A 19675-nucleotide genomic window follows, 5' to 3' on the forward strand; every position below is an offset into this window, starting at 1 on the left:
ATGGTTTCTGTTGAGGAGACGGAGACCTTTGTGAAAAGACGCAGCTTTTCTTAAATATTTTGTCTGGTTCTTAAAGTAGGCAATAATAGAGCCTGAATGTGATGTCCAATGGTAGTAAAAGGAAGCTTTGACCCTTTTAATGACGCCACCAGAGTAGTCTGGTTTTGAAGTTCCTAGAGGATTTCTTTCTTTAAAATCTCGACCTTCTTTTAATATAGTATTTTTTAAATATTTATGTTTGGCTGATGCTGCCGTGCTCTCAAGCGTTTATTTTTTGTAATAAATTGAATCAATGTGCGTTGGGGGAATGTTAAGCAAGTTGCCACATCGAGGGGGTGGGAAGGCCGAATGGTAATCAGACAGCCCTTCAAAACCTTTTCGGTTATTAATCGTAACTTTGCGGCAATATGTGCGGAATATCAGGAATCTATGCTTTTACCGAAGAGGGCCGCAAAGCCATCGGACGTTTACCCCATACAACAGATGCCCTTCAGCAACGTGGACCAGATTCTCAGGGTCATTTTACCCACGGGAATGTAGGATTAGGCCACCGAAGACTCTCCATCATTGATGTTAGCGATGTGGCTTGTCAGCCTATGGTGGACGAGGCGGAGCGCTATGTCATAGTCTTTAACGGGGAGATTTTTAATTTCCAGGAGTTACGCCAACAGCTTATCTCTCAGGGATATTCTTTCTTCTCGCAGTCAGATACCGAAGTCCTTCTTAAACTATACATCCAACAGGGACCTGAGTTCTTAAAGAAGCTGAATGGTTTCTTTGCCTTCGCTATTTATGACAAGGAGGAGGAGACGCTTTTTGTGGCTCGTGACCGCATGGGGGTGAAACCGTTGTTGATGTTTCAGGACGAAGACAAGCTGGTTTTTGCTTCAGAAATGAAGTCCATACTGGAGTTTGGCATTCCGCGCAAGTTGGACTATGTGTCTTTATATGAGTACCTACAGCTAAACTATATTCCTGCGCCAGCCTCCATCTTCAAAGGAGTAAAGAAGCTCATGCCCGGGCACTATTTACGTGTAGGCAAAAAAGGAAAGACTGAGATTAAGCGCTGGTACAAAATTCCATATGACGAGAAGAAGGCCAAAAACAATTCTCTCTCTTATGAGGCCCAGCAGAAGAAGCTGGTTGATTTGATGGATGGGGCTGTGCAACGCCGGATGATCTCTGATGTGCCTTTGGGTGCCTTTTTGAGCGGTGGTATTGATTCTTCGGTAATTGTGGCTTTGGCCTCAAGACACACGCAGCACTTAAATACTTTCTCAATTGGGTACAAAGATGAACCCTTCTTTGACGAAACGAAGTATGCAAAGCTGGTGGCGGACAAGTACAAGACCAACCACACCGTCTTCTCCCTTACCAATAATGATTTGTATGAGCACCTGTTCAGGGCGCTTGATTATATAGATGAGCCATTTGCAGATTCATCTGCGTTGGCTGTGAATATTTTGAGTTATCACACCCGTCAAAAGGTGACGGTGGCTTTGTCTGGTGATGGCGCAGATGAACTGTTTGCCGGCTACAACAAGCACATGGCCGAGTACAAGGTACGGAAGGGCGGTTTTGTAGCAGAAACAGTAGCGGCATTGCTTCCTGTTTGGGAAATGATGCCTAAGTCGCGCAGTTCATCTTTCGGGAACCGCATACGCCAATTTCAGCGTTTCGGTGAGGGCATGAATTTGTCTGCCAAAGACCGGTACTGGCGCTGGGCCACTTTTGCTACTGAGGACGATGCCAAGTCATTGTTAAGTGGCAAGGTAAAGCGCACTCTATCTAAGGATGTGTATAAAAAACGGCGCCAGAAGATATTGAGTCACCTTTCGCAGAAGGGAGACATTAATGAGGTGCTCTTGACAGACATGAACCTGGTTCTGCCCAATGATATGTTGACCAAGGTGGATCTCATGTCTATGGCTAACAGCTTAGAGGTGCGTACGCCTTTCTTAGATTATAAAGTAGTAAACTTTGCCTTCTCCTTACCTCAGTCATCTAAGATTGACGGTGGTATGAAGAAGAAAATAGTGCAGGATGCTTTTAGAGGTATGTTGCCACCTGAACTATACAAACGGCCTAAGCACGGTTTTGAGGTGCCGCTCCTGAAGTGGTTCCAGAATGAGCTGAAGCCCATGATTATGGATGACCTGCTGTCAGATTCTTTTATAGAGGCACAAGGCATCTTTAATGTAAAAGAGATTCAAAGATTAAAGATGCAACTGTTCTCCAGCAACCTTGGTGATATCCATGCCCGCATTTGGGCTTTGGTGGTCTTCCAGCACTGGTGGAAAAAGTGGATGATGTAAACATGTAGTGAGTATGATCTAAACTTTACTAAAACCTGGTTTATGAAAATAGCAGTAATAGGAACAGGATATGTTGGCCTTGTTACCGGGGCTTGTTTTGCCGAAGTAGGTATTGACGTGACATGTGTAGATATAGACGCGAAAAAAATTGCGTCTTTAGAACAAGGAGTCATTCCAATATACGAGCCTGGTTTAAATGAAATAGTATCAAGGAACGTATCAAAAAACAGGCTTAGCTTTTCTACAGAGCTAGCAAAAGTTATTCCTGGCTGTGATGTAGTTTTTATTGCCGTTGGAACCCCTCCAGGTGAAGATGGAAGTGCTGATTTGAAATACGTGCTTGCGGTTGCTAGAGAAATCGGCAGATCAATGTGTGACTATTTAGTTGTAGTTACTAAAAGCACAGTGCCAGTTGGTACTGCCAAAAAAGTTAAAAGTTCTATTGAAGAAGAACTCAAATTACGAGATTCTACCTTAACGTTTGATATTGCTTCAAATCCAGAGTTCTTAAAAGAAGGTGCAGCCATTGAGGATTTTCTAAAGCCTGATAGAATCATCATTGGGGTAGAGTCTGAAGAAGCAGAAGATGTAATGCGTAAGCTTTATAAGCCATTTCTGCTAAATGGACATCCCATCATCTTTATGGATGTTCCTTCGGCTGAAATGACGAAGTATGCGGCTAACTCTATGTTGGCAACTAAAATTAGCTTTATGAATGATATTGCTAATTTATGTGAAATAATGGGTGCTGATGTAAACATGGTCAGGAGAGGCATTGGGAGTGACAGCCGGATTGGTAATAAGTTCATCTATCCAGGTATTGGCTACGGGGGGTCCTGCTTTCCGAAGGATGTGAAAGCGCTAATCAAGACGGCTGCTGAGCATGGCTATGATATGCAAGTGCTCAAATCAGTTGAGTCAGTAAATGAATTCCAGAAGTCCGTTATGTTTAACAAAATTAAGCGGCACTTTAATGGTGAACTCTCTGGGAAGGTAGTGGCACTTTGGGGGCTGTCATTTAAACCTAAGACGGATGATATGCGTGAAGCACCCTCCTTAGTAATCATAGAAAAATTGCTAGAGGCAGGTGCTCAAGTTAAGGCATATGACCCTGTGGCCATGAAAGAAGCTCAACATATCATCGGGGATAGAATTGAGTATGTTCATGATGAATATGAAGCACTCATAGACGCGGATGCTCTTATGGTAGTAACTGAATGGCCCGAATTTAGATCTCCGAACTTTCAAGTGGTTGGGAAACTGCTTAAGAATAAAGTAATCTTTGACGGCCGCAATATATATGATGCCAAAGAATTGCAGGAGTTAGGTTTTGCCTATCAAGGAATAGGCGTACATGAGGTTGTACCTATAATAGAAACTACCAATTAAATGGCAGAAAGAAAACGTGTTTTAATTACGGGTGGTGCTGGGTTTTTGGGATCTCATTTGTGTGATCGTTTCATAGCAGAGGATTATCATGTCATCGCTATGGATAATTTGATAACTGGAGATCTTAAGAACATAGAGCACTTATTCAAATTAGAGCAGTTTGAGTTCTACCATCATGACGTTTCTAAGTTTGTCTTTGTACCTGGACATTTAGATTATATACTTCATTTCGCGTCACCAGCCTCTCCCATTGATTACTTAAGGATTCCTATTCAAACATTGAAGGTCGGTTCTTTAGGAACGCACAATTTATTAGGTCTAGCAAAGGAGAAAAAGGCAAGGATTCTAATTGCCTCAACTTCTGAAGTTTATGGAGATCCTGAGGTGCACCCGCAAATAGAAGAATATTGGGGAAATGTAAACCCAGTGGGCCCGAGAGGGTGTTATGATGAGGCGAAGAGATTCCAAGAAGCTATTACAATGGCATACCATATGCATCATGGTTTAGAAACGAGGATTGTTCGCATTTTTAACACATATGGTCCCAGAATGCGTCTTAATGATGGACGTGTACTTCCAGCATTTATGAGTCAGGCATTGCGGGGAGAAGAACTTTCTATTTTTGGAGATGGATCGCAAACTAGGTCATTTTGTTATGTGGATGATTTAGTGGAAGGCATTTACCGATTATTATTAAGTGATTATGCTTTACCAGTAAATATTGGAAACCCAGATGAAATAACCATTAAGCAGTTTGCTGAGGAAATTTGCCAATTGACAGGAGTAGAACTAAAACTCGGCTACCAACAATTGCCTGAAAATGACCCGCAAAAAAGACGGCCTGATATCACCAAAGCAAAAGAAATTTTAGGCTGGGAGCCAAAGATAAGTAGATCTGAGGGGCTGGAGAAAACTTTAATTTACTTTAATGAATTTTTGAAAGTTACTTCTAATAATAAAGAGTACATCAATTAATCTGAGTCAAGAGAGGATAAAATAATTTTATGTGTGGAATTGCAGGAATAGTTTCTGTTAATAAGAGTAATGTTAGCAAGGGGCTATTAAAATCAATGACTGATGCAATCGCGCATAGAGGTCCTGATGGTGAAGGGCATTGGATTTCTGAAAATCAATTTGTAGGATTGGGGCATAGAAGGTTGGCGATACTTGATCTTTCAGATGAAGGATCCCAGCCAATGCACTTGGGCAGTCGGTATACAATTGTTTTTAATGGCGAAATTTACAACTATTTAGAAATTAAGGAATCATTATTAAGTAAGGGGTATAACTTTATTTCTAACACAGATACAGAAGTATTATTAACTCTTTACCATGAAAAAAAGGAGGCATGCCTAAATGCTTTAGATGGCATGTTCTCGTTTGCTATCTTTGATAGCTTAGAGAATACTATTTTTTGTGCTAGAGACAGATTTGGTGAAAAGCCATTTTTTTATGCCCTTAAAAAGGGGAATACTTTCATTTTTGGTTCGGAGATGAAAGCGTTATGGGCCGCAGGTGTTGAGAGAGAGAATAATGAAGGTATGATAATTAATTACCTGAATTATGGATTCTTAGAAAACCCAGAAGAAAAAGAAGAGACCTTTTACAAAGGAATTTTCAGGTTGCCTGCCTCATCTTTCCTTAAAATCACGTTAGATGATTTTAAAATTGAGAAAAAGACTTATTGGGATATTAACGCTTCCGTTCAAAATATAGAAATAAGTCTTGAAGAAGCAATACATAAATTTCGTGATTTGTTTCTTTCTTCAATTGCAAAAAGATTGCGTTCAGATGTAAAAGTTGGCAGTAGCTTATCAGGTGGGTTGGATAGCTCTTTAGTAGTTACCGCGATCAATACATTAGATGAAAAACTTGGAATTAAACGTAATACGTTTTCAGCTCGTTTTCCTGGATTTCATAAAGATGAAAGTACTTACCAAGATTTAATTATTGAAAAGACTAATGTTGCTCCATTTTTTGTAGAGCCTACCAAGGATTCTATGAATTCATATTTAGACCAAGTTGCCTACCATCAAGAAGAGCCATTTGGGTCAGCAAGTGTGATAGCACAATTTGAAGTATTTAAACTTGCAAAAGACCACCAAACAACTGTTCTTTTAGACGGCCAAGGAGCAGATGAAATCCTTGCAGGGTACCATTCCTACTTTCGTCCTTTTTTCATGGAGTTGAAAAATGCTAACAAGTTAGAATATTCTAATGAGTTTAACTCATATAAGTCACTTCATCAAAATAACGTAATAAACCCCTTGCTTGAATTTACTTTGAGAGATACCATTTATAGGAGGGTGTCAGATAAGTTGCATTCTCAAATTAAGCATGCTTATTCAAAAATAGAAAAGTTTAATTTTCTTAGTGGACAGAATATTTTAGCTTCCACAAGGAAGAAATACACTAAATTTAGTGTAGATACAGATTTTAGAACTTTAAATTCTGCTTTATATTATAGCACTAAGTCATATGGGCTTGAGCAATTATTGAGATATGCAGATAGAAATTCTATGGCTCATGGCATTGAGGTGAGACTACCATTTCTATCGCATGAATTAGTGGAATTTGTCTTCAGTCTTTCTAAAAATTATAAAATAAGTAAGGGCTGGACTAAATATCTTATGAGAATAGCTTTTAATGATCTTTTGCCAAAGGAAATTGCGTGGAGAAGTGATAAGATTGGATATGAACCACCTCAGAAGAATAAATTAAATGTTAGGTATTTTGAAGATAAGCTGGTTAGTTCAATTGAAAAGCTGAATAAAAACAATTATATCACCAATAAAGCAACACGTAATTTTAAGGATAGCGGCTTTAATGGCCTTGCTGATTTGCAAGTTTGGAGACTAGCTATGATTGATTACCTTTTAAAATGATGTAATTTATTATTAATCACCTTTGAATGTCACTATTAAGGTTTTTAAAGTGATAACCTTCCTGTGCTAATTAAAAAATTTAAGTATTCTAAATCTGCTGAGGTGTCAATGTTGACTCCTTCCTCCATTATATAAGGTAAGGATTGGTTGTCAATGATCTTACCGCTTTCTAGCATATTTTTAATTCTTATGATATATATGGCTCCATTAAGTTTGTATGCACTTGACATTGCTTGGCGTGGTATTTCCGAGGATGTTCCTTTAATAAAACTAGTTAAATAGCCTTTTTTAGAAATTTTTTTCAGTTTATATGGATGGGGTTCTATAAGTTTAGAAACAGAAACAATGCTTGAGGCTTGAGGGTTCTTGTTAAGAATCTGAAGCATATTGCTAATGTCTTCTGGTTTGCGAACTGGTGAGGTTGGTTGTAATAACACTAGATAATCAAATTCCTTGTTTATTTTTTTTAATTGCTTTACTATGTCTATAAGAGTATCAATAGTTTTAGCTGAATCAGAAGCTAAATCTGGGTTTCTCAACCCTAAAGATTTTGCTCCGCAATTAATAGCGGTTTCTTGATAAGTTTCTGAGTCAGTGCTAATATATGTTTCTGATATATCTGGGCAATTTTTGGCAGTTTCAATTGCATAACATAATAATGGTTTTCCATTTATAAGATAAATATTTTTATCTTTGACGCCTTTTGAACCACTGCGTGCTGGAATAACTGCAAATGCATCCATATTAATTGAGTTAGTTTTAATAGTTAAAATATTGCAATTGTTTAAAAATAGAACGTTTATATATTTTAACCTGCATATATTGGGTATAAATATAAGTTGTTTTAGTGACTTGTTTAAGTATTTTCCATCACATTTAACTAGATAAAGGTTAATGCAAGCAAACATCGTAGAAGTTATTGTTGAAATAGCTCAGGCTCATGAAGGCAGCTTGGGAATTCTACATTCTTACATAGATGCGGTTGCCGAAACTGGCGCCAATGTGATTAAATTTCAGACCCATATTGCCGAAGCCGAAAGTAGCGCGTTTGAGCCGTTCAGGGTGAAATTCTCGTATGAAGACACCACGCGTTACGATTACTGGAAGCGCATGGAATTTACCGAAGAACAGTGGAGTGGCATAAAGGAACACTGCGAGCGTGTAGGCGTGGAGTTTATGAGTTCCCCTTTTTCGCAGGCTGCCGTAGATTTGCTGGAGCGCCTGAATGTAAAGCGGTACAAAATTGCTTCCGGCGAACTGAATAATTTTCTGATGTTGGAAAAAATTGCCAAAACCGGTAAGCCAATCATTCTTTCTTCCGGCATGGGTTCTTATGCCGAAATTGAGCGTACCTTAGCCTTTCTGAAACCTTTCGGTAACGAACTTTCCCTGATGCAGTGCACTACTGCATACCCAACCCGTCCAGACCAAATCGGCTTGAACGTGATTTCTGAAATGCAGGAGAAATTTGGATTAAAAATTGGCCTTTCCGACCACTCCGGCACTATTTTCCCATCACTGGCAGCCGTTACCCTGGGGGCAGAATTAGTTGAGGTGCATGCCGTATTTCACAAAAAAATGTTCGGTCCAGATACTATTGCCTCCCTTACCCTAGAGGAGCTTACAGAATTAGTGCGTGGAGTGAAATTTATTTCCGAAGCTCGGGGCTGTACGATAGATAAAAACCAGAACCAGCAATACTCAGATCTAAAAAGGATATTTGAGAAATCATTGGCAGTAAATAAAGCCCTTCCGGAAGGGCATGTGTTGACTATGGAAGATTTAGAAAGTAAGAAACCAGCCAATCACGGAATTCCGGCAAATGAATATAAATCTGTAATTGGCAAGCGCCTGAAAAAGGGGTTAGTGAAATATGCTTTCCTTACCGCCGAAGACATTGAGTTATGAAGAAAAGAAATATTTGCGTAGTAATTACTGCCCGGCCGAGCTATAGCCGGGTAAAAACTGCCTTATTAGCTATCCGGGAGCATCCGGAACTTAATTTACAATTAGTAATTGCTGCCTCCGCCCTGTTAGATCGATACGGAAGTGTAGTAAAATACATTGAAGACGACGGACTGGAAATTACCCGGAAAATATACACGGTGCTGGAGGGGGAGAACCTGATCTCGATGGCAAAAACAACGGGTATTGGTATTTCCGAACTGGCAACTGTTTTTGATGACCTGAAACCGGACGTGGTAGTAACCATTGCCGACCGGTACGAAACCATTTCTACAGCTATTGCGGCTTCCTACATGAACATTCCGCTGGCGCATATTCAGGGTGGAGAAGTTACAGGTAACATCGATGAAAAAGTTCGTCATGCTATAACCAAGCTTTCTGACCTGCACCTGGTAACCACCCCAATGGCGGCCGAAAGGGTAATTAAAATGGGTGAAAACCCTGTAAATGTTTATACCACGGGTTGCCCGTCTATAGACCTAGCCGCCGAAGTAAAGGCAAATCCAGCCTTAGACTTTGACCCGATATCCAAATATGGTGGGGTAGGGGCCGAAATTAAAATTGAGCCAGGTAAGTATCTGGTAGTAATGCAGCATCCGGTTACTACTTCGCACGAACATGCACAAGAAGAAATAAATGCTACGCTGGATGCTATTCTGGAACTGGACATGCCAACCATGCTTTTCTGGCCAAACGTAGATGCTGGCTCAGACGGAACTTCCCGCGCGATCCGGATCTTCCGCGAAAAACACCGGGATAATAAATTGCATTATTTTAAGAATATGAAGGGCACCGACTTCCTACGAATATTAAGTAATAGTCTTTGCCTTATTGGTAACTCCAGCGTTGGAATCCGGGAGTGCTCTTACCTGGGTGTACCGGTAGTTAACTTAGGTAACCGACAGAACCGCCGCGACCGTGGCCCTAACGTGCTGGATGTAGACTATAATAAGGATGCCATTGTTCAGGCGGTACGCCACCAGATGCAGCATGGTCCTTATGAAAGCGATTATATTTATGGCAATGGAAATGCCGGAATAAGTATTGCCGAGGTTTTGGCAAATGCTCCCCTAGGAATTGAAAAAGTGTTAATGTATTAATTTATTTTAATTACCGGTGAAACATAAAGGGCTTTTAACAGTCCTTTATGTTTTTTAAGACTTAAGCAAATCTCGGTTTAAAATACAGGTGACTTTCGGCAACCTGATAAACCTAAAGGATGGTTGGCAGAATTTTCTAATAAAACTTAATTCTTTCACCAAAAAAAAAGCGATAAGCAGTTATTTCGTTAATAGATTTAGCCTTTCGGCTCTTCTTTGATTTTTTTCAGAAGCTTTTATGGCTGAAATTGATAAGTTTTTTGAATTAATTAATAAAATTGAACGCAAATATCCGGTTCAGGAATGGACAATAAATGGGATAGATGCATGGCCTTTTGTAAGGGTTCAGATTAGGGATATTGCCCTAAAGGTTAACGTTAAGGGAAAATGTGTAAAAAATGCCCATGTAAAATCAAAATCCGAATTAATTTTCGAAAAATTAAAAGTATTTATTGCTTCCATAAGGGCCATTTTTACTGTTTTTAATCCTTTTAAAAGGATCAAAGTTTTCTTACTTGGTTATGTTGCACACCGGCAGAATATAAATAATGTCTGGAATAACCGGTTTTATGAATTTCTGTTGCAAAATTTACATGGCAGAACGGCAGTTTTGCTTGAATTGAAGAAAACAGACTATGTAAAACCACGGTATAATGAGCAGTTTGTCTGTGAATTTAGTGAACTGGCTTTTCTTTATCGGAGTATAGCCAGAATGTTTGCTTCTAAAACTCCTAAATCTATTCTGCCTCAGTTCAGGGAGGTGATTGAGGATATTTCTGAAACGTATCCGGAGATTAATAGGATAACTGTCCCATTTATTGAAAATTACTTTAATGAAATCAGAAATTTAAAAGGTCTGTTTTCTGCAATTCTTAAATTTAATAAACCGGAGGCAGTTCTATTACTTTCTTATTATAGTTTCGAGGCAACTGCATTGGTTTTAGCGGCAAATGTACTTGGTATTCCCTCGGTAGATATGCAGCACGGGGTTCAGGGCGACTACCACATAGGATACGGTAACTTCTTTCTTAAAGAAAAGAAAAATTATAATACTTTGCCTGCTGTTTTTTGGAACTGGGATATGGGTTCTGCAAAGGCAATTAAAAAATGGTCGAAAGGGTCAAAACATAAACCATTTGTAGGCGGAAATACATGGCTGGAATTCTGGGGGAATAGCAAAGAGTTTAATGCTCTTTATAAAAATGAAATTTCGCAGGAAAAGAAGAATGTACTTATCTCCCTCCAGCCTTCCTTCGATTATAATAGTGAAGCTTTATTAAACTTAATTGCAAGTGCTACTATTAATGGAACCTGGTTTATTAGGGTGCATCCCCGGCAATTAGCTTTTTTTCAGGAAATACAAACTTATTTCACCGGACTGGCCAGAACTGGTGGTAAACAGATCGAAGTTTCAAAAGCAACAACTTTACCTCTGCCCGTTTTATTAGAAACCTCATTAGTTCATATTACCTTTCATTCTTCTGTGGCAATTGAAGCAGCCAGCTTTAACATTCCCACTGTTTTTCTTTTGGATGAAGCTAAAGATATGTACAAAGGCCTAATACCAGCGGAGCTATTATTTACCATAGAAAGCCTTTCTAAAAATGAACAAGTAGCCAGATTTGAACAAGTTTATTATAGTCAGGCTAAGGGAGTAAATAATAATAATAATAATAATAATGTAATACAGAAAAGTAAAACAATTGATGATTTCCTAGAATTCTGGAACACTAAAAATTAGTATTTAGGTTTATAATAATGTTAAAAAAGCTTTTTGGCCGGATTGGTTTGTATGGTTTAGCCCCCCATGTACCCAAGATTGCCAGTATTTTCATTTTACCCATAATTACCAAGAGCCTGACGCCGAGCGATTACGGTATTTATGGTCTGATCACAGCTTATACTGCAGCTTTAGGAGCCTTGCAAACATTAGGTATTAATGTGGTGCTGGCTAACTCTTTTTACAAATCTCCTAATCAATATAAGTGGCTATGGCGGCAAATCCATGGTTTTATGAGTTTGTATTCTGTTTTCTTTGCTTTCGTTCTGGCTACAATATTATATTTTGTAATACCCGAAGAAGCCAACGAAAACAAGTTAACCCTGATATTGCTTGTATGTTCCCCAATTGCGCTGTTTTCTGCCACAGAAACAATTGTATTCAGATTTTTTCATTTAAGCCAGAAGGCTTTAAACCTGGCACTCAGAACGGTCTTTATTGGGTTCCTGACGGTATTTTTAAACTGGTACACTATTTCGGTTCTTAAGTTAGGGTATATGGGTTGGTTCTACACCACCTTTATTACCAGCATCGTAAGCTTTGTTATTTATGCTTATGCCATTTATTTTAAATATAAACTCACGCCCATATTTAACTTTAAAAGGAAGACCATAAAAAATGTGTTGAGAATTTCCCTTCCAACAGTTCCGCATTTTTATTCCGGCTACCTGTTAAATACCTCTAACAGGGTGGTAATGGATATTAACAAAGTAAATGTAGGTAGCATTGGTTTATTTAACCTGGCTGCAACATTTGGCGGATATTTTTCTATTCTTGGCGATGCTCTGGGTATGGCAGTAAGTCCGATCTACCTGCAATTGTTTAAAAAAGCAGAAAAGCCAGATACCCGGGAAGCTGCGCTGGAGCAAGTCAGATTTATAACTTTTCTGCTTCAGGCAATTTTCTTTGTTCTGGCTTTTGTGGTTAGTATCTGGATAAAGGAGATATTTTTTGTTCTTATTAAAAATGAAGAGTTGCGGAAATCGTATGTTCTGGCAATTATTCTGATCATGGGTTATTGCTACCGTCCTATGTACCTAGGAGTAATTAACCGGTATTTCTATTTAGAGAAGTCCAAATCGTTGTGGAAGATATCCTTCGTTGCCGGGGTATTGAACGTTTTGCTCAATTTGATCTTTATTCCTCTGTTTGGTGTAAATGCAGCAGCCTTAGTTACCTTTTTTAGCTTATTGTATATGGGTTATTCCGGTTATTTCCTTAAAGAATACAAGGCTATTAGAACGCTTAACTATTATCCAGCTTATTGGCTGATTGCAAATATTGGTTTAGCTGTGCTGGCTTATGTGGTTGCTGAAACTTTTATTTATGTTAAAATATTAACTACCATAGCCTTGCTTGCAGTTCTTGGGTATTTATTCTTGAAGAATAAAAAGAATTTAGGCTTAGCATTAGATTAAGGCCTGAGGCTTTGGTTTTTTTATGAAAAGGAAAATTTTGAAATTAAACTTTAGGAGATAAAGAGCTTTCATCATTAAATGAAGGTGTTAAAAGCTGGATTGTTTTTATTGGATTAGTATGATAAAAGAATTTTTAAACAGGGTAATTTCATCCCTGAAGTTTAGAATTAATAATGCGAATTCAATATCGAAGGCGACAAAGATTCATCCATCTGCTACTATTATTGGTTCGGTGATAAATGGTAATAGCATCCACATTGAAGCGGGTACTAAAATTGTACATGCCAACTTAGTGGGTAATATCCGGGTTGGAAATAGCACCGCTATAAATGGACCAAATACCCTTCTAATTTCTAAAATCAATTCCATTAATATTGGCGCCTATTGCTCTATAGCTGCTAATGTTACTATTCAGGAGTATAATCACAATTTCGATACTATTTCCACTTATTACATCAACAAAAAGATATTCATGGCCGGGGAAGATCCGGATATTTTTTCTAAAGGTGATATTGTAATTGGAAACGATGTCTGGATTGGGGCGCATTCTATTGTACTTTCCGGCGTTACTATCGGCAATGGGGCAATAATTGGGGCAAACAGTGTGGTAACTAAAGATCTGCCTCCTTATTCTATTGCTGTTGGAACGCCGGCTAAAGTAATAAAATACCGGTTTGAGCCGGAAATAATAGAAAAGCTGCAACAGATACAATGGTGGAACTGGGATAAAGATAAGTTTAATAAGAACCGCCAATTGTTCCAGGGCAAATTAACCACCGACAAATTAGACACTCTTGTTTAATGATGATCTTTTACCGGAACAGAATGGCTCGGTTTTGAAATACTATAATGCTGGTGTAGGGCAAAAAATAAGTAAAGGAATTTTTACTGGTCTAAATTGTTCATTTGTATAGCAATCATTCAAAACGAATATGATTTCAATTATTATACCCACCTATAACCGCGATGAGATGCTAGGCTTAACCTTGGTATCGGTAGTTAATGCTATAGAGGGGATAAAAGCAGAAGTTCTGGTAATCAACGACTCTCCGGGCAGAATCCCGCATGTACCCGCGGAAATTGCCTCAAAAGTTCAAGTTTTACAGAATCCAAAACGGGGTGTTGGGGCAGCTAGGAACTTTGGAGTAGAAAGCAGCAAAGGTGATTATATTATTTTTCTAGACGATGATTTTCTAGTAACCCAGGAATGTCTGCTTGGTTTGCGTCAGCTTTTGATTGAGCACCCAGATAAGATATTCAATGCTGCCTGGATCTATCCACCCGACCTTTTAGATGAGATCAGGAATCAGAAGTTTGGCCGCTACCTGATAAGCGAAGGATTTACTTCGCTGCAAGATAGAATGAAAGGGTTGAGTTGGAATAATGAAACAATTTTTGAAAGATCTAAGGGTGTAAGCAGCGGGATCTTAGCTATTAGCCGGGAGAATTTCATAAAGACTGGTGGCTATGCAGCCGAAATGGTTTTTGGGAATGATGGAGATTTCTCTCTCCGGATCAAGTCTGCTGGGTTAAAGCCTTATATTGCTCCAACAATTACTGCCTTTCATAACGAACGCGATAAAATGAAGCTGGAGCTCTGGCTAAACCGGAGAAAATTTGGAATCAGGCAATTGGTGAAACACAATATGGTAGAACAGCCCCAATTTCCTCTCTATAAAAAGGCTGTATTAAGCTTTCTGAGTAAAAATAAGGGCATTCTTAATGCCTTGGAAAAGGCTGTACCCAATATGTCCGCATTCGATTGGGCCTATAAATCGGTAGTAAATGCATTATTTGCAGTTTATTTATTTGAAGCCTATACCTCTGAAAACTAGTGAACGTTTTACTTATTACGCAAACGCTTACCAAAGGCGGGTCTGAAAGAACAGTAGCCAAGCTAAGTAATTTACTAGCTCCCATTTTTAATGTTTATATCCTGATCATAGATAAGTCTAAACCCATAGATTATCCTTATGCCGGCCAATTGCTTTTTTTTGAAGACTTTAAGCCTGGAAATAAAACCGGCCTTTGGTCTAAGATCAAAACTTTTAAAGCGATCAAGAAAAAGTTTGCTATCAATACCTCGATAAGTTTCTTGGAAGGACCAAATTTTAATAATATCCTTTCGCGAAACGGTGATAAAGTGCTGGTAAGTGTAAGAGGTCATAAATCTTCTTTTTTTAAAACCAAGGGCCTGAAATGGAAAGCCGAAGAATACGCCATTAAATTACTTTATAATTTTTCTGATGCTGTGGTAGCGGCTAGCCAAGGAATTGCTGAAGACTTGGTCACTAATTTTAACCTAAAGCCAGCCAAGGTCCGTGCTATCCCCAATTTTTACGAAATTCCAGAAATTGAATCGCAAGCCCAACAAAGGTTACCAGAATACGATTTTATTTTTGCGAATTGTCAGGTATTGGTTACTAGCGGTCGGTTATCTTTCTCAAAGGGGCAAAACCATTTACTGAAGATTTTTTTGAACCTTAAGACACAATATCCAAAGCTTAAGTTAATGATTTTAGGTGATGGTGAACTTTATGAGTACCTCTTAAAATTTGCGGTTGAGCACAATTTGAAAGTATATTCTTGGAATGATTCCGTGGTACCTGATGAGTCTTATGACTTGTTTTTCCTGGGCTTTGTTTCTAACCCTTTTGCCTTTATCTCTAAAAGTACGGTTTTTGTTTTTACCTCTTATTGGGAGGGTTTTCCGAATGCGCTAGCAGAAGCAATTGTTTGTAATACTCCTGTAATTAGTAGTGATTGTTTAAGCGGTCCTCGAGAAATTCTCTTTTCAAATTTATCTTATACTGAAACTGTATCTTATCCTTTAAAAAGTGCTAGTGGTTATCTTCTTCCTAATTTAAATGTAGCAAATGGTAGTGAATTAGAGGAGGTGTATACTATTTGGCAAACAAGTATAGCTTCTGTTTTAGATTCTGGAAGGAATAGCGAATTATTATTTACTAATGAAGAGTTCTTGCAAAGATTTAATAAAGAGAAGATTGGTAAAATGTGGATTGATTTGATAAATGAATAGTTTTATATATTATAAGATTCATGATTAAGTGATTCTTTTAAAGGTCATTCTAAATGAAAATATCTTTGTATTAATTTATGCATGAAATAAAGAGTGTCTTATTTATATCATATGATGGTATGACTGACCCTTTGGGGCAGTCCCAAGTCTTGCCTTATTTGGCAGGGTTAAGCAAAAAAGGGTATGAAATTACCTTGTTGTCCTGTGAAAAAAAGCAACGCTATGCCCAAACCAAAGGCATTATTGAAAAAATCACAAAGGAGCATAATATTGACTGGCGGCCCATTTTCTTTACCACCTCCCCTCCGGTGCTGGCGAAGTATTATGATCTATATCAGTTGAAAAGGAAAGCCGAGGTGCTTCACAAAGAGAAGTTATTCAGCTTAGTCCATTGCCGTAGTTATGTTAGTGCTGCGGTAGGCCTATACCTGAAGAAGAAGTACCAAATAAAATTGCTGTTTGACATGCGTGGCTTCTGGGTGGACGAAAGAGTTGATGGAGGCGCTTGGAACCTGAAGAATCCTCTTTTTAAGTTTGCTTACCGGCAGTACAAAATTAAGGAGGCGGAATACATTGCCAATTCAGATGCTATTATTAGCTTAACAGAGGCTGGGAAAAAAGAAATTCAAACATGGGACAGTTACCAACAGGCCCGTATTCAGGTAATTCCCTGCAGTGCTGACTTTCAGCATTTCAGTTTATCCACTCCTTCCATTAAAGCCCAGGCAAGAAATATGCTAGGCTTGCATGAAGGGGCACTGGTCATCAGTTACTTAGGATCAGTTGGAGCTTGGTACATGTTGGAAGAAATGCTAGAACTTTTGGCCCTGATCAAGCACAACTATCCCAAGGCGGTTTTCCTATTTGTTACCCCGGAGCCTGCCTCCCTTATATTGCAACATGCTGAAAAACATGGTTTTTCTAGCAAAGATTTTGTCATTAAATCAGCCTCTCGGGCCGAAGTTCCTTTGTTTATAGCTGCGTCTGATGTTAACCTATTTTTTATAAAGCAGAGTTATTCAAAGATAGCAAGTTCCCCCACAAAGTTAGGGGAAATATTGGCTATGGGGATTCCTGTCATCTGCAATTCTAAGGTGGGGGATGTAGAACAAATAGTCAATGATACTAACTCTGGTGTTGTTATTAACTCTTTTGACAAAGAGAGCTATAAGCGCGTAGTTGCTGCAATTCCTTCCCTTTTAACCAAGGCACCAGAAACTATAAGGGCCAACGCCTTTGAGTACTATACATTAGATAACGCCATTGAGAAGTATGCTGAAGTTTACAGCGAATTGCTGAGCTAATAGTACTCTTACACTATTTCTGGTAATTGTTATAACGGTGCCACAGTTTTGCCCTGCCTTTTTTTTCGGAAAGGTTTGGGTTATTGTGGCTTATTTTTACCTTATATGAAAATTCTTTTTGTAGTGCCTTATCCTTATGGAAAGGCGCCTTCCCAACGGTTCAGGTTTGAGCAATATTTAGGGCTTTTGGAAGAGGCCGGTGGTGAGTATGAGTTTGCCCCATTCCTAGATGTACATACGTGGCAAATCCTCTACAACCCTGGACATGTGATTCAGAAAGTGGTCGGAATTTTAAAAGGCTTCCTTAAAAGAATAAGCCTGCTATTCTCGTTGGCTAAGTTTGATTTCATTTTTATTCATCGGGAAGCCACCCCTATAGGACCTCCTTTCTTTGAATGGATTGTGGCCAAGGTATTTGGGAAGAAAGTCATCTATGATTTTGATGACGCCATTTGGGTGCCTAATACCTCTGTGTCAAATAAGATAGTTGCAGGAATCAAATGGCACCACAAAGTAGAGTCTATCTGCAAATGGGCCTACAAGGTGAGCTGTGGCAATAGTTACCTTCAAAGTTATGCCCTCCAATTCAACCCAAACTCTATTGTAAACCCTACAACCATTGATACCGTTCACCTGCACAACCAAATAAAGGACCAGCACACTTATGATGTTGTAATAGGATGGACTGGCACTCATTCTACTATGAAGTACTTGGACCTTGTAATTCCTGTGCTTAAAAAGTTGGAAGAGAAATATAAATTTATTTTCAAAGTTATTTCAAACCAGCCTCCTCAATTTAATCTGAAATCTCTGGAATTTACGCCGTGGCAGAAGGAAACAGAGATACAGGACCTATTATCATTTAACGTAGGTATCATGCCTTTGGAAGATGACCAGTGGGCCAAAGGGAAGTGTGCTTTTAAGGCTTTGCAATATATGGCTTTGGGTATTCCTGCAATAGTATCACCCGTAGGTATGAATACCGAAGTAGTAGATGATGGCATAAATGGTTTTATATGCCAATCAGCTGATGAGTGGTATATAAAGTTAGAAGGTATTATTTTAGATTCTGAGATGAGAAGTAAATTAGGTAGGGCTGCAAGAAAAAAAATTGAAAATCACTATGCTGTGACAGCTAATCGCTTAACCTTCTTAGGTCTTTTTAAGTGAGATTGCATAATGTACAAAGCAGCCAAGTAAAATGGCATAATTGGTATTTTGTATCTCACAAGCGTGCCGAAGTTGCCACTATTTGTGCCTACGCCAAAGGCAAGGATAATAGAGAATATTAAGCAAAAGCTTAAGATAGGCTTTGAAGCAATGAATTTTATACTTTTAAAGAATCCCACTTTATAGAAAAATATAAAAGTAAGGTATATAAACAAGCTAGACTCTATAGCTGACAATAACATTATGGGGTTCCTCACTTCCCAAATGAAAGGTCTGTAAAGTGCCACCACTACCGCTTGGGGTCCAACAGTAGCCAAGCTGGCTAAGCTACCATCAAATATACCAATATCATAGGCAGATCCAGTTACTACCTGTTTGGTAAGGTATATACTATTGATTTTACTTTGCTCTCCCAATTTTTCTACATCATACTTCTCATCTCCTTCTGTTAACCCCGTGGCGCTTAAATAAGCAAAGGCAACGCCTAGTAAAATAGCGAAAGGTTTAGTGACGGCTCTTATTGTAGCGTTTTTTATGCGTTTATTGTTCTCATTAAATACCCACAGCAAGGCGGGGGGAATGAAAGCAAGTAGGATATAAATTTTTATGGAGGCTAGAAAGTAAATTGAAATAAGTACTATTACCCCTGTCTGAAAAATTTGCTTTTTCTCTATGAATAGTTTGTAAAAACCATAGAACGCCCAGCCCAAAAAACCAATTGCTAAAGAGTCTTTTAATAGTCCAGAGCCCCAAAAAAATACCGAAGGGAGAAAAAAGACGGAAATCGCCAGTCTTCTATGGAGGGATGGGTATAACTTATGGAAGGTAATGTACATTTGCCACATTCCTGTAAAGCTTATGAATGCAAAACATAAGGCTATTGAGGAATAGGTGTGAAATGTTAATATTGAAAAGAATGAGGTTATTTTAAGGATGATAAACTCTGTTGGTGCTTTGTACCAGATCATAGGGGTGGTATACACTAATGTCTCTTGGTCATATTGACCGTAAGCAAGCATCAATTTAAACCATAGCCTAGGCGAATCTATAAAAGCAGCATGGAGTAAATTGCTTTGATGGAAATAAAGAAAAGTATCCCCACTGCCTTTGCTAGTGCCATTGCCATAGTAGAATTGATAAATTATTCCTACTCCAATTGCGCCTATAAATTTTACCGAAAGAGCGGGTATGAAATATTTTTTGTTTAATTTATTAGTAAATTTTGGTCTAGCCCAAAATGCAATTGCATATAAAATAATAAGAAAAATTGGAGTAATTAATAAGTCCTTAAAATCCATTTTTGTACTTG

15 protein-coding genes are annotated in these 19675 nt (G+C 38.5%); 13 read left to right on the forward strand and 2 right to left on the reverse strand.

Annotation, left to right across the window (positions count from 1 at the left end; genetic code table 11):
* The first annotated feature begins 407 nt into the window (after positions 1-407).
* The 4 genes from asnB (GU926_RS17050) to asnB (GU926_RS17065) are packed head-to-tail and all read left to right on the forward strand — an operon-like array spanning position 408 to position 6589.
* Entirely contained in the window at positions 408-2315 is a 1908-nt protein-coding gene (asnB, locus tag GU926_RS17050) for an asparagine synthase (glutamine-hydrolyzing) (RefSeq protein WP_160694011.1), read from the forward strand.
* A 42-nt stretch (positions 2316-2357) separates the two neighbouring features.
* Positions 2358-3704 carry a UDP-glucose dehydrogenase family protein gene (locus GU926_RS17055; RefSeq protein ID WP_160694013.1) on the forward strand — a complete coding sequence of 449 codons (1347 nt, stop codon included), beginning with the start codon at positions 2358-2360 and terminating at the stop codon, positions 3702-3704.
* A complete protein-coding gene (locus GU926_RS17060) occupies positions 3705-4679 on the forward strand; it encodes a UDP-glucuronic acid decarboxylase family protein (protein ID WP_160694015.1) in 975 nt (324 codons plus the stop codon).
* 29 nt (positions 4680-4708) lie between these two features.
* A complete protein-coding gene (asnB, locus tag GU926_RS17065) occupies positions 4709-6589 on the forward strand; it encodes an asparagine synthase (glutamine-hydrolyzing) (RefSeq protein WP_160694017.1) in 1881 nt (626 codons plus the stop codon).
* Between the two features lie 44 nt (positions 6590-6633).
* Here the strand turns inward: asnB (GU926_RS17065) and GU926_RS17070 are convergent, their stop codons facing one another.
* On the reverse strand, positions 6634-7332 hold the full coding sequence (locus GU926_RS17070) for an acylneuraminate cytidylyltransferase family protein (RefSeq protein ID WP_160694019.1): 699 nt from the start codon (positions 7330-7332) through the stop codon (positions 6634-6636).
* 151 nt (positions 7333-7483) lie between these two features.
* Here GU926_RS17070 and GU926_RS17075 point away from each other — a divergent pair, with 151 nt between their 5' ends.
* From GU926_RS17075 to GU926_RS17115, 9 genes are all read left to right on the forward strand, one after another.
* Complete coding sequence (locus GU926_RS17075; protein ID WP_160694021.1) at positions 7484-8497, forward strand: N-acetylneuraminate synthase family protein; 1014 nt, start codon at positions 7484-7486, stop codon at positions 8495-8497.
* Positions 8494-9654, forward strand: coding sequence for a UDP-N-acetylglucosamine 2-epimerase (gene neuC, locus GU926_RS17080; RefSeq protein WP_160694023.1), 1161 nt, complete (start codon positions 8494-8496; stop codon positions 9652-9654). Before GU926_RS17075 ends, neuC begins: the two co-directional genes overlap by 4 nt.
* 238 nt (positions 9655-9892) lie before the next feature.
* Positions 9893-11395 carry a hypothetical protein gene (locus GU926_RS17085; protein WP_160694025.1) on the forward strand — a complete coding sequence of 501 codons (1503 nt, stop codon included), beginning with the start codon at positions 9893-9895 and terminating at the stop codon, positions 11393-11395.
* Between the two features lie 17 nt (positions 11396-11412).
* Positions 11413-12852 carry an oligosaccharide flippase family protein gene (locus GU926_RS17090; protein ID WP_160694027.1) on the forward strand — a complete coding sequence of 480 codons (1440 nt, stop codon included), beginning with the start codon at positions 11413-11415 and terminating at the stop codon, positions 12850-12852.
* A 118-nt stretch (positions 12853-12970) separates the two neighbouring features.
* Entirely contained in the window at positions 12971-13654 is a 684-nt protein-coding gene (locus tag GU926_RS18420) for a CatB-related O-acetyltransferase (protein ID WP_198001436.1), read from the forward strand.
* Between the two features lie 130 nt (positions 13655-13784).
* Positions 13785-14687: a glycosyltransferase family 2 protein gene (locus GU926_RS17100; protein ID WP_160694029.1), complete on the forward strand. Its 903-nt coding sequence runs from the start codon at positions 13785-13787 to the stop codon at positions 14685-14687.
* On the forward strand, positions 14687-15892 hold the full coding sequence (locus tag GU926_RS17105; RefSeq protein ID WP_160694031.1) for a glycosyltransferase: 1206 nt from the start codon (positions 14687-14689) through the stop codon (positions 15890-15892). The genes GU926_RS17100 and GU926_RS17105 overlap by 1 nt, the downstream gene beginning before the upstream one ends.
* 119 nt (positions 15893-16011) lie before the next feature.
* Positions 16012-17196 carry a glycosyltransferase gene (locus GU926_RS17110; protein ID WP_160694033.1) on the forward strand — a complete coding sequence of 395 codons (1185 nt, stop codon included), beginning with the start codon at positions 16012-16014 and terminating at the stop codon, positions 17194-17196.
* A gap of 105 nt (positions 17197-17301) precedes the next feature.
* On the forward strand, positions 17302-18366 hold the full coding sequence (locus GU926_RS17115) for a glycosyltransferase family 4 protein (protein ID WP_160694035.1): 1065 nt from the start codon (positions 17302-17304) through the stop codon (positions 18364-18366).
* Here GU926_RS17115 and GU926_RS17120 read toward each other — a convergent pair.
* A complete protein-coding gene (locus GU926_RS17120) occupies positions 18318-19664 on the reverse strand; it encodes a hypothetical protein (RefSeq protein ID WP_160694037.1) in 1347 nt (448 codons plus the stop codon). The genes GU926_RS17115 and GU926_RS17120 overlap by 49 nt on opposite strands.
* Positions 19665-19675 lie beyond the last annotated feature (11 nt).

This window comes from Nibribacter ruber, from assembly GCF_009913235.1.
Classification (GTDB): domain Bacteria; phylum Bacteroidota; class Bacteroidia; order Cytophagales; family Hymenobacteraceae; genus Nibribacter; species Nibribacter ruber.